The sequence below is a fragment of the Rugamonas rubra genome (genome assembly GCF_900114705.1).
GTDB lineage: Bacteria > Pseudomonadota > Gammaproteobacteria > Burkholderiales > Burkholderiaceae_D > Rugamonas > Rugamonas rubra.
The window spans coordinates 103,965-115,997 of record NZ_FOTW01000020.1; the positions used below are offsets into that span (position 1 = coordinate 103,965).

At 63.5% G+C, this 12,033-nt stretch carries 10 protein-coding genes; 8 read left to right on the plus strand and 2 right to left on the minus strand.

Annotation, left to right across the window (positions count from 1 at the left end; genetic code table 11):
• The first annotated feature begins 500 nt into the window (after positions 1-500).
• From BM252_RS20505 to BM252_RS20530, 6 genes are all read left to right on the plus strand, one after another.
• Positions 501-2,228: an acetolactate synthase 3 catalytic subunit gene (locus BM252_RS20505; protein WP_093389533.1), complete on the plus strand. Its 1,728-nt coding sequence runs from the start codon at positions 501-503 to the stop codon at positions 2,226-2,228.
• A 1-nt stretch (position 2,229) separates the two neighbouring features.
• On the plus strand, positions 2,230-2,721 hold the full coding sequence (gene ilvN, locus BM252_RS20510; RefSeq protein ID WP_093389534.1) for an acetolactate synthase small subunit: 492 nt from the start codon (positions 2,230-2,232) through the stop codon (positions 2,719-2,721).
• Between the two features lie 74 nt (positions 2,722-2,795).
• Positions 2,796-3,812 carry a ketol-acid reductoisomerase gene (gene ilvC / locus BM252_RS20515; protein WP_093389535.1) on the plus strand — a complete coding sequence of 339 codons (1,017 nt, stop codon included), beginning with the start codon at positions 2,796-2,798 and terminating at the stop codon, positions 3,810-3,812.
• 239 nt (positions 3,813-4,051) lie between these two features.
• Complete coding sequence (locus BM252_RS20520) at positions 4,052-4,822, plus strand: SIMPL domain-containing protein (RefSeq protein ID WP_093389536.1); 771 nt, start codon at positions 4,052-4,054, stop codon at positions 4,820-4,822.
• A gap of 266 nt (positions 4,823-5,088) precedes the next feature.
• Positions 5,089-5,961 carry a CDP-diacylglycerol--serine O-phosphatidyltransferase gene (gene pssA / locus BM252_RS20525; protein ID WP_093389537.1) on the plus strand — a complete coding sequence of 291 codons (873 nt, stop codon included), beginning with the start codon at positions 5,089-5,091 and terminating at the stop codon, positions 5,959-5,961.
• A 63-nt stretch (positions 5,962-6,024) separates the two neighbouring features.
• A complete protein-coding gene (locus tag BM252_RS20530; RefSeq protein WP_093389538.1) occupies positions 6,025-7,572 on the plus strand; it encodes a 2-isopropylmalate synthase in 1,548 nt (515 codons plus the stop codon).
• Here BM252_RS20530 and BM252_RS20535 read toward each other — a convergent pair.
• Positions 7,556-8,521 carry a hypothetical protein gene (locus BM252_RS20535; RefSeq protein ID WP_093389539.1) on the minus strand — a complete coding sequence of 322 codons (966 nt, stop codon included), beginning with the start codon at positions 8,519-8,521 and terminating at the stop codon, positions 7,556-7,558. The two genes, BM252_RS20530 and BM252_RS20535, sit on opposite strands and share 17 nt — an antisense overlap.
• Positions 8,522-8,662: 141 nt before the next feature.
• Complete coding sequence (locus BM252_RS20540; protein WP_093389540.1) at positions 8,663-9,151, minus strand: hypothetical protein; 489 nt, start codon at positions 9,149-9,151, stop codon at positions 8,663-8,665.
• Positions 9,152-9,319: 168 nt separating this feature from the next.
• Here BM252_RS20540 and rpsO point away from each other — a divergent pair, with 168 nt between their 5' ends.
• Both rpsO and pnp read left to right on the plus strand, forming a co-directional pair.
• A complete protein-coding gene (gene rpsO, locus BM252_RS20545) occupies positions 9,320-9,589 on the plus strand; it encodes a 30S ribosomal protein S15 (protein ID WP_010399743.1) in 270 nt (89 codons plus the stop codon).
• 226 nt (positions 9,590-9,815) lie between these two features.
• Positions 9,816-11,930, plus strand: coding sequence for a polyribonucleotide nucleotidyltransferase (pnp, locus tag BM252_RS20550; protein ID WP_093389541.1), 2,115 nt, complete (start codon positions 9,816-9,818; stop codon positions 11,928-11,930).
• Positions 11,931-12,033 lie beyond the last annotated feature (103 nt).

Sequence of the window (12,033 nt, forward strand, 5' to 3'; positions counted from 1 at the left end):
CTGCCGGGAGGGCTCAGGTTAAGTGAGGCGTACGGCGCCAGGGATGCGAGCTTGCGGCGTTTTGCGAACTGTGCGCATGCTAGCAAAAATTGGCCATTTCTGCATGTTTTTTACGTCAAAGCGGGGCGCAAATCGCCGATTTTCATAAATGTCCTTGCTCAAATCTGTGCCGCGTAGTACCGTATGGGACGCTTTGATCACCCCGAAGCTCTATGGTCTGGTCGCCGCTGGCACACAACGCCGCACACGACACGACGCGCTTTCATATGTAGGCAGTTTGCTCTAACCCGCGCCACAAGCGCGAGAGGTACGCACAACCGCTACAGAAAATCCGGCCAAACGAGTTTGCGTCCAGCGACGCTTTGCACGCTATCTATGGGTAGCGGAAGAAGTGCCGTGAACGCATAAAAAAGGGAAGCAGGACAAGCTGTAGCTGTAGGCATACTTCGTGAGGAAAGAGCATCCGATCAATCTCCAATGGACCTTGAAAGGAATGTTTTATGAATACCGAAGCAGCAGGACAATTCACCGGCGCGGAAATACTGGTGCGCTGCCTGGCCGAGGAGGGCGTTGAACACGTCTTCGGCTATCCGGGCGGAGCCGTACTGTATATCTACGACGCCATCTTCAAGCAAGACAAATTCCAACACGTACTGGTACGCCACGAGCAGGCCGCTATCCACGCCGCCGACGCCTATTCGCGCAGCTCGCAAAAAATCGGCGTCGCCCTGGTGACCTCCGGCCCCGGCGTGACCAATGCCGTCACCGGCCTGTCGACCGCCTATATGGACTCGATTCCGATGGTGGTGATCTCCGGCCAGGTGCCGAGCCACGCCATCGGCCAAGACGCCTTCCAGGAATGCGACACGGTCGGCATCACCCGCCCCGTGGTCAAGCACAACTTCCTCGTCAAGGACGTCAAGGACCTGGCCGAAACCATCAAGAAAGCCTTCTTTATCGCCCGCACCGGCCGTCCCGGCCCCGTGCTGGTGGATATCCCGAAGGATATCTCGATGCACAAGACCACCTACTCGTATCCGAAAGAGATCGAGATGCGGTCCTACAAGCCGGTCGACAAGGGCCACTCCGGCCAGATCCGCAAGGCCGTGCAGCTGCTGTTGCAAGCCGAACGCCCGATGATCTACACCGGCGGCGGCGTGATCCTGGCCAACGCTGCGCCCGAGCTGAACAAGCTGGTCGACAAGCTCGGCTTCCCGGTCACCAACACCCTGATGGGCCTGGGCGCCTACCGCGCCTCGAGCGAGAACTTCGTCGGCATGCCCGGCATGCACGGCACCTATGAAGCGAACATGGCGATGCAGCACTGCGACGTCCTGATCGCCATCGGCGCCCGCTTCGACGACCGCGTCATCGGCAACCCGAAACACTTCGCCTCCAATCCGCGCAAGATCATCCACGTCGACATCGACCCCTCGTCGATCTCCAAGCGGGTCAAGGTCGACATCCCGATCGTCGGCAACGTCAAGGACGTGCTGATCGAGATGCTGGCCCAGCTCGACGCGGCGGAGCAGAAACCGAACCTGCCGGCCGTCAAGGACTGGTGGAAACAGATCAACGAATGGCGCGGCAAGCAGTGCCTGGTCTACCCGACCTCCGACCTGGTCATCAAACCGCAGTCGGTGGTGCAGAAGGTCTTCGAAGTGACCAAGGGCGACGCCTTCATCACCTCGGACGTCGGCCAGCACCAGATGTGGGCGGCGCAGTACTACCCCTTCGACAAACCCAAGCGCTGGATCAACTCCGGCGGCCTCGGCACCATGGGTGTCGGCCTGCCCTACGCCATGGGCGTGCAGATGGCCAATCCGGACGCCACCGTCGCCTGCATCACCGGCGAGGGCTCGATCCAGATGTGCATCCAGGAGCTGGCGACCTGCAAGCAGTACCACCTGACGCCGAAGATCATCATGCTCAACAACCGTTTCCTCGGCATGGTGCGGCAGTGGCAGCAGATCGACTACGGTTCGCGCTACTCCGAGTCCTACATGGACTCGCTGCCGAACTTCGAGAAGCTGGCAGAGGCCTACGGCCACGTCGGCATGCGCATCGAGAAGCCGGGCGACGTCGACGGCGCCGTGCGCGAAGCCTTCGGCATGAAGGACCGTCTGGTCTTCATGAACTTCATTACCGATCAATCGGAAAACGTATGGCCGATGGTGAAGGCGGGCAAAGGGCTCTCTGAAATGCTGTTGGGTTCGGAGGACTTATAAGATGCGACACATTATCTCTGTATTGCTGGAAAACGAAGCCGGCGCCCTGTCGCGCGTGGTCGGCCTGTTCTCGGCCCGTGGCTACAACATCGAGACGCTGACCGTGGCGCCGACCGAAGATGCGACCCTGTCGCGCATGACCATCGTCACCAGCGGCTCGGACGACATCATCGAGCAGATCACCAAGCACCTCAACCGCCTGATCGAGGTGGTGAAGGTGGTCGACCTGACCGAGGGTGCGCACATCGAGCGCGAGCTGATGCTCATCAAGGTGCGCGCCGTGGGCAAGGAACGCGAGGAGATGAAGCGCACCGCCGACATCTTCCGCGGCCGCATCATCGACGTGACCGAGAAGACCTACACGATCGAGCTGACCGGCAACAAGGGCAAGCTCGACGCGTTCATCGACTCGATCGACCGCGCCTCCATCCTGGAAACGGTACGTACCGGCGGCTCCGGCATCGGACGCGGCGAACGCATCCTCAAAGTTTGACCGAGTACCGGGCGGCGCCCGCCGCCCGGTACGACTCCCCTGAACAACACACTACAAAATACATAGGAATTATCATGAAAGTTTTCTACGACAAAGACGCCGACCTCTCCTTGATCAAGGGTAAAAACGTTGCCATCATCGGCTACGGCTCGCAGGGCCACGCCCACGCGCAAAACCTGAGCGACTCCGGCGTGAACGTCACCGTCGGCCTGCGCAAGGGCGGCGCCTCGTGGACCAAGGTCGAGAAGGCCGGTCTGAAGGTTGCCGAAGTGAACGACGCGGTCAAGGCCGCCGACATCATCATGATCCTGCTGCCGGACGAGAACATCGCCCAAGTCTACAACGAAAACGTCGCCCCGCACGCCAAGCAAGGCGCGGTGCTGGCCTTCGCCCACGGCTTCAACGTGCACTACGGCCAAGTCGTGCCGCGCGCCGACCTCGACGTCATCATGATCGCTCCAAAAGCGCCAGGCCACACCGTGCGCGCCACCTACACCCAGGGCGGCGGCGTGCCCCACCTGATCGCCGTCTATCAGGACAAGTCCGGCATGGCCCGCGACATCGCCCTGTCCTACGCCTCGGCCAACGGCGGCGGCCGCGCCGGCATCATTGAGACCAACTTCCGCGAAGAAACCGAGACCGACCTGTTCGGCGAGCAAGCGGTTCTGTGCGGCGGCGCCGTCGAACTGATCAAGGCCGGTTTCGAAACCCTGACCGAAGCCGGCTACGCTCCGGAAATGGCCTACTTCGAGTGCCTGCACGAACTGAAACTGATCGTCGACCTGATCTATGAAGGCGGCATCGCCAACATGAACTACTCGATCTCCAACAACGCCGAATACGGCGAATACGTGACCGGCCCTAAAGTCGTCACCTCGGCCACCAAGGACGCGATGCGCCAGTGCCTGAAGGACATCCAGACCGGCGAATACGCCAAGTCCTTCATCCTGGAAAACAAGGCCGGCGCACCGACCCTGATTTCCCGTCGCCGCCTGACCTCCGAGCACCAGATCGAAGAAGTCGGCGCCAAGCTGCGCGCCATGATGCCTTGGATCGCCAAGAACAAGATGGTCGACCAGTCGAAGAACTAAATCGCTCGACGGATTGCCGGGCGTCAAATTTAGGGTCAGACCCTTAGGGTCTGACCCTGGTTGGTTGGCGGCATCCCGGCGCCATACGCTTGAAATTGCGAAATGTTACAAACGCTCACCATGTCTTACAGTTTCGGCTGGCGGATTCGGGTAAAGTTGCTGTAATCACCAGTTCTGCTGGTTTCGCGCACAATGGGGCTTCGGCCCCATTTTCGCTTTTTCAACTATGGAGAACGTTTATGACCCGCATGAAAAACCTCGTTGTCGCCGCCGCCTTGGCGAGCGCCTCGCTGTCCGTCCAGCACGCCTTCGCCGCCGAGACGCTGCCCACCAGCGGTACGCTGGTGGTGGTGCCCGCCTTCGGTGAAGTCAAGCACGCCAACGACCAGGCCATCGCCACGCTGGCGATCGAAGAGACCGACAAGGACAAGGCCGCCGCCGCCTCGCGCGTCAACCAAAAGATGAAGCAGGGCATTGAGATCCTCAAGAAAGAGGACCCGCAAGCCAGCCTGAAGACCCAGGGCTACTACACCTACGCCGTGTATCCGGAAGATCGGCCGCTGCCGAACGGCCTGATGCCCAAGCCGCGCCTGCCGACCGCCTGGCGCGTCGGCCAGTACGTGCAGCTGACCACCACCAATTTGGCCGGCCTGCCGAAGACCGTCGCCGCCGCCCAGCGCGTGCTGACCCTGAACGGCATCCAGTTCGGCCTGACGCCGGAAACCACGCGCAAGCTGGACGACCAGCGCATCGCCGCCACCTACAAGAACCTGAACGAACGCATCGCCTCGATCGCCAACGCCATGGGCCGCAAGCTCAGCGACGCCGTGCTCGACACGGTCGACTTCGAAGGTTCGGGCAACTACGCCCAGCGCGAAGGCGGCGCCGCCGCGCCGATGATGATGCGTTCGGCCAAGATGATGGACAGCGCGCCGGTCGAGGAGCCCAGCTTCGAGCCGGGTGAGACCACGCTGCAAATGAACGTGGTCGGCAAGGTCAAGTTCAAATAAGCAGGTTCAAGTAAGCAGGTTCAAGTAAGCAGGTTCAAGTAATCAAGTTCAAGTCCAAGTAGTTCCGTTTCACCCGCCCTTGCCGACCAAGCCGGGGCGGGCCCGCTTGCAGCGCCTGTCCGGCCGTCTGGCCGGCGCCGCGCCCGGCCGCCGCAGGAAATGCCGGGCCGCCGCGCGAACCCCCTTTTTTGTTTCCTCCTCCTCTATAATGATGGCGCAATCAACACCGTTACCGACACGCCCGTTGTACTTAGAAATGGAACCCTATGGCAAACTTTCCCCGTCGCAGAGCCAAGAATGGCGCCGCACCAGCAGCCAAGCCGAAGGCTTCGCGCTTTAGCAAGTTTGCGCGCCAGCCGGTGGCCGAGGGTGGCGCCAAGCCGCGCCGTCGCGGGATCTACCTGTTGCCCAACGCCTTCACCACCGCCGCCCTGTTCTGCGGCTTCTACGCCATCGTCATGGCGATGAACCAAAAATTCGAACACGCCGCCTGGGCCATCTTCATCGCCATGGTGCTCGACGGCCTGGACGGCCGCATCGCCCGCCTGACCAACACCCAGAGCGAATTCGGCGCCCAGTACGACAGCCTGTCCGACATGGTCTCCTTCGGCGCCGCGCCGGCGCTGGTGATCTACGAGTGGTCGCTGCGCGGCCTGGGCAAGCTGGGCTGGATCGCCGCCTTCGTCTACTGCGCCGGCGGCGCGCTGCGCCTGGCCCGCTTCAACACCAACATCGAGGTGGTCGACAAGCGCTTCTTCCAGGGCCTGCCCAGCCCGGCGGCGGCGGCCCTGGTCGCCGGCTTCATCCTGTTGATGGACGACCTGCAGGTGCCCGGCATCCAGCTGCCCTGGGTGTCCTGGGCCATCGCCCTGTTCGCCGGCCTGACCATGGTCACCAACGTGCCCTTCTACAGCTTCAAGGACGTCAACTTCCGCAAGTCGGTGCCCTTCATCGCGGTGTTCCTGATCGCGCTGGCCTTCGCCCTGGTGTCGATCGACCCGCCCAAGGTGCTGTTCCCGATCTTCATCGCCTACGGCCTGTCCGGCTACGTGATCTACTTCTGGCGCATGGCCAAGGGCAAGCCGGTCAGCATCATCCAGACCGACCACGAGCCGGTCGACCCGAGCGAGCGCCACTAAGCCGCAGCGCCCGGCGCGGCGGGCGGCCTCGATAGTTTTTTTGTGTACAGCCATGGAGCAATCATGAATACGCCTTCGAACCGCCTGATCATCTTCGACACCACCTTGCGCGACGGCGAGCAATCACCCGGCGCCTCCATGACGCGGGAGGAGAAGCTGCGCATCGCCAAGCAGCTCGAGCGGCTGCGCGTCGACGTCATCGAGGCCGGCTTCGCCGCCGCCTCGCAGGGCGACTTCGAGTCGATCAAGGCGATCGCCGGGGCGGTGCGCGAGTCGACCATCTGCTCGCTGTCGCGCGCCAACGACCGCGACATCGCCCGCGCCGCCGAGGCGCTGGCGCCGGCCGAGCGCAAGCGCATCCACACCTTCATCGCCACCTCGCCGCTGCACATGGAGATGAAGCTGCGCATGCTGCCCGAGCAGGTGCTCGAGCAGGCCAAGAACGCGGTGCGCTTCGCCCGCCAGTTCACCGACGACATCGAGTTCAGCCCGGAGGACGGCAGCCGCTCCGACGAGGACTTCCTCTGCCGCGTGCTGGAGGGCGTGATCGCCGAGGGCGCCACCACCATCAACTTCCCCGACACCGTCGGCTACGCCGTGCCGGAGATCTTCGGCGAGACCATCCGCCGCCTGCGCGAGCGCATCCCCAACTCCGACAAGGCGATCTGGTCGGTGCACTGCCACAACGACCTCGGCCTGGCCGTCGCCAACTCGCTGGCCGGCGTGATGATAGGCGGCGCGCGGCAGATCGAATGCACCATCAACGGCCTGGGCGAGCGCGCCGGCAACACCGCGCTGGAGGAGGTGGTGATGGCGCTGCGCACCCGCGCCGCCTACTACCAGCTGGAGGTCGGCATCGACACCACGCAGATCGTCGCCGCCTCGAAGATGGTGTCGCAGATCACCGGCTTCGCCGTGCAGCCGAACAAGGCGGTGGTCGGCGCCAACGCCTTCGCCCACGCTTCCGGCATCCACCAGGACGGCATTTTGAAGGCGCGCGAGACCTACGAGATCATGCGCGCCGAGGACGTCGGCTGGACCGCCAACAAGATCGTGCTGGGCAAGCTGTCGGGCCGCAACGCCTTCAAGCAGCGCCTGCAGGAGCTCGGCATCGAGCTCGACTCCGAGGCCGAGGTCAACGCCGCCTTCGGCCGCTTCAAGGAGCTGGCCGACCGCAAGACGGAGATCTTCGACGAGGACATCATGGCCCTGGTGTCGGACGAGCAGCAGGCCCACGACAAGGAATACTACCGCTTCGTCTCGCTGGCGCAGCGCTCGGAGACCGGCGAGACGCCGCGCGCCACGGTGGTGTTCTCGATCGACGGCGCCGAGGTGCGCTGCGAGGGCAGCGGCGACGGCCCGGTCGACGCCACCGTCAACGCCATCGAGAGCCGGGCCGCCAGCGGCGCCGAGCTGGTGCTGTTCTCGGTCAACGCGATCAGCACCGGCACCCAGTCGCAGGGCGAGGTGACGATGCGCCTGTCGCATTCGGGGCGCATCGTCAACGGCGTCGGCGCCGACCCGGACATCATCGTCGCCTCGGCCAAGGCCTACCTGTCGGCCTTGAACAAGCTGCACTCGAAGATCGAGCGGCTCAACCCGCAGAACTGAGGCGGGCTGCGCCGATCCGGCGCGGCAGGCCGACGCACAGGGCGAAGGGGATCAGCATCGGGTACAGGCTCCAGATGATGCGCCCGTCGATGCGCACCGACAGCGCGGCGTACAGCGGCGGCAGGATCATCAGCAACAGCAGGCTGTCGAGCGGGCGCAGCGCGGCGGTGGCGTGGCGCCGGCCGAGCACGGCGAGCGGCACCACCAGCGCCGCCGCCGTCGCCAGCGAGACCAGCGAGCGGACGTCGCCGAGGGCGCCGAGCAGGGTCTGCAGGCTGGGCGTCCAGGTGTAGCTGGGTAGGCCGGGCAGCAGCCACCAGCGCAGCACGACGATCCAGCCGCCGGCCAGCGCCAGCGCGCCGAGCGCGGCGGCGAAGGGCAGGCGGCGCATGGCCAGCAGCCAGACCAGCAGCAGGATGTTTTCCTCGCGTACGGCGGTGCCGAGGATACCGGCGGCGGCGGCCAGCCAGGGTTGGCCGGTCAGGATGCCGAGGACGAACACGGCGCGGGCGAAGATGGAACCGGGGTCGACCAGCAGATAGGGAGCGTACCAGAAGGTCGGCACGGAAACGATCAACAGCAGGCCGGCGCCGACCACGCGGCCGCGGCTGAAGCCGAGGCGGGCGGCGGTCAGCGCGATGACAGCGGCGGCGCCGCTGATCAGCAGCCAGTTCAGCGCGGCGAAGGCCTTGTGCAGCTCGCCCGGCAGGGCGGCGGCGATGGCCGGCACCAATATTCGGTAGGGGAAGGGCGCGCGTAGTTCGTTGAAGGGCAGGTCGCCGCGCAGATAGCGCGCGGTGTTGAAGTAGGCCAGCGAATCCTCGACCGTGCCGCCCCAGCGCCAGGCCATGACCGCCAGCGCCAGCGCGGCGAAGCCGAGCACGATGGCGAGCCAGTGGCGCGGCGACAGCAGTGTTGGGGTGGAAGGTGCGGCGGGGGCGGTGGGCATAGGGTTGGGTCCGGATGGCGTGTCGAATGGTCCGGATTTCATGGTTGTTAACATTTCTTTTTTGACAGTGAAAGCCGGGCCGCTATTGTAGCGCAAGCAGGAGCGCCATGTTCCTTCCACGGCCAAGGTGCGGCGCCGCCACTAGTGGGAACGGCGCGGCTCGCGCTCCGGGTCCGGCCCGTTCAGCAGGCTGTTCACGCTGCCGTCGGGGTTGAACTGCACATACATGATCGAGTTCCACACGCCCTGTTCCTTGTAGCGGTAGAGCCAAGCCTCCAGGTGGTTGAACGGGTAGCGCTGGCGGGCGAAGGGCTGGCCGAAGGTGTGCAGGATGCTGTCCCGGTTGTCGCGGCCAATCTTGACGGCGGCGAACTTCTCACTGCTCAGCACCTGTTCGTAGGACAGCAGGCGGCCGTCGGCGTCCAGCCTGGCCATATAGGTGGCCTGGCCGCTCGGTCCGGTGGCGTATTCGAGCAGCGTGGCGTCGCCCTCGCGGTAGCTGGCGCTGGGGCGGCCCAGCCGGCTTTGCAGCTCGGCGGCGCTGGCGCCTAGCGGTGGCGGCGCGCCGCCCGGGCCGGCGCAGGCCCCCAGCAGCAGGGAAGAAATTGCTATTGCAACCATCTTTTTCATGTCCGCCTCCGTTTTCTGGCATTGAACTCATAAGAATTGTAGCCAACACTGGATACAGCCGCCGCTTTTTCCGATATACTTGCGGGTCTGGTCTTTTGGCCGGAATTCTTTTGAAGTTCACGATGCCTAGGGTTCAGACTCCGGGCACCGCATGTTAAAGGTAAAATCATGACCGTAGAAAACATCAACAAAGCCGCGATCATCGCGGACAACGCCCGTGGTCAAAACGACACCGGCTCCCCAGAAGTTCAAGTTGCGCTGCTGACCGCACGCATCAACGAACTGAACGGCCACTTCAAAGCACACAGCAAAGATCACCACTCCCGTCGTGGTCTGATTATGATGGTTAACCGTCGTAAGAGCCTGCTGTCGTACCTGAAGGCCAAAGACGCTACCCGTTATCGCGATCTGATCGCTAAACTCGGTCTGCGTAAGTAATTTTTGCGTCACCCGGTTTAAACAGAAATGCCTGCGCCAGTTCGCTGACGCGGGCATTTTGTCATTTGGGCCGAACACATGCCAAATGGCACGGGCTCTTGCCCGGAGACATGGATTCCCAGTTTTGTAGCAAGTTTCGTAGTAAAGGCGGCGCCGCAGCATGCCGCCTGTGGTGAGGTGAACGACAGCCCCTGAAAATCTGTCGGCAATTAGAAAGGGATTACCCATGTTTAACAAAGTTACGAAAACCTTCCAGTACGGTCAACACCAGGTCACCCTGGAAACCGGCGAGATCGCTCGCCAGGCTTCCGGCGCCGTCCTCGTGTCGATTGAAGACACCGTGGTCCTGGCGACCGTTGTGGCACGCAAAGATGCCAAGCCAGGCCAGGATTTCTTCCCCCTGACCGTCGACTACGTTGAAAAAACCTATGCTGCCGGTAAAATCCCGGGCGGTTTCTTCAAGCGCGAAGGCCGTCCTTCGGAAAAAGAAACGCTGACCTCGCGTCTGATCGACCGTCCTATCCGTCCGCTGTTCCCGGAAGGCTACCTGAATGAAGTGCAGATCATCATTCACGTGCTGTCGGTCAACCCTGAGATCGATCCGGACATCGCCGCCATGATCGGCGCCTCCGCCGCCCTGTGCATCTCCGGCGTGCCGTTCAACGGCCCGATCGGCGCCGCCCGCGTCGGCTACGCCAACGGCCAGTACATCCTGAACCCGACCGTCGCCCAGCTGAAAACCTCGGAAATGGACCTGGTTGTCGCCGGTACCGAAACGGCCGTGCTGATGGTCGAATCGGAAGCCAAGCAGCTGTCCGAAGAAATCATGCTCGGCGCCGTGGTGTTCGGCCACGACCAGATGAAAGCGGTCATCGACGCGATCCACGAACTGGTGCGCGACGGCGGCAAGCCGGAAGTCGAATGGGCCCCACCGGCCAAGAACGAAGTCCTGATCGGCCGCGTCGAGCATTTCGGCGGCGCCAAGATCCGTGACGCCTACCTGACCAAAGACAAGCAAGAGCGCACCGCCAAGCTGAAGGCCGCCACCTCCGAAACGCTGGCCGAGCTGGGCGCCGAAGCGGCCGCCGCCGGCGCCGCACCGGTCGACGCAGCCGAAGTCAACAACATCCTGTTCGACATGGAAGCGAAGATCGTCCGTTCGCAGATCCTCGACGGCGAGCCGCGCATCGACGGCCGCGACACCCGCACCGTGCGTCCGATTTCGATCCGCACCTCGGTGCTGCCGCGCACCCACGGTTCGGCCCTGTTCACCCGTGGCGAAACCCAGGCGCTGGTCGTGGCCACGCTGGGCACCGCCCGCGACAGCCAGAAGATCGACGCGCTGATGGGCGAGTTCACCGACTCGTTCATGCTGCACTACAACATGCCTCCGTTCGCCACCGGCGAAACCGGCCGCGTCGGCACGCCTAAGCGCCGCGAAATCGGCCACGGCCGTCTGGCCAAGCGCGCCCTGATCGCCGCCCTGCCATCGCCGGAAGAGTTCAGCTACTCCGTGCGCCTGGTGTCGGAAATCACCGAGTCGAACGGCTCCTCGTCGATGGCCTCCGTCTGCGGCGGCTGCCTGGCACTGATGGACGCCGGCGTGCCGATGAAAGAGCACGTGGCCGGTATCGCCATGGGCCTGATCAAGGAAGGCGGCAAGTTCGCCGTGCTGTCGGACATCCTGGGCGACGAAGACCACCTGGGCGACATGGACTTCAAGGTCGCTGGTACCCGCAACGGTATCACCGCGCTGCAGATGGACATCAAGATCATGGGCATCACCAAGGAAATCATGCAAGTGGCGCTGGCGCAAGCCAAAGAAGGCCGCGAGCACATCCTGGGCGAAATGCAAAAAGCCATGCCGCACGTGAAGACCGAGCTGTCCGACTTCGCCCCGCGCCTGATCACCATCAAGATCAATCCGGAAAAAATCCGTGACGTGATCGGCAAGGGCGGCGCCGTCATCCGCGCGCTGACCGAAGAGACCGGCACCCAGATCGACATCAGCGACGAAGGCGTGGTCACCATCGCCTCCGTCGACGCCGCCGCCGGCCAGGAAGCCAAGCGTCGCATCGAAGAGCTGACCGCCTCGGTTGAAGTGGGCAAGGTCTACGAAGGCACCGTGCTGAAACTGCTGGACTTCGGCGCCATCGTCCAAGTCATGCCGGGCAAGGACGGCCTGCTGCACATCTCGCAGATCGCCAACGAGCGCGTCAACGCCGTCGCCGACTACCTGAAAGAAGGCCAGCAAGTGCGCGTCAAGGTTCTGGAAACCGACGACCGCGGCCGTCTGAAGCTGTCGATGAAGGCCGCCGCTGAAGAAGCCGCAGCCCAGTAATCCCCTCGGCTTCGGCTGAACAAAAAACCGCCAGCGCGCAAGCCCTGGCGGTTTTTTTGCGTCCAGGCTCACCCGGCAGGCGCTGCGGCAGCCAGGGTCAGAC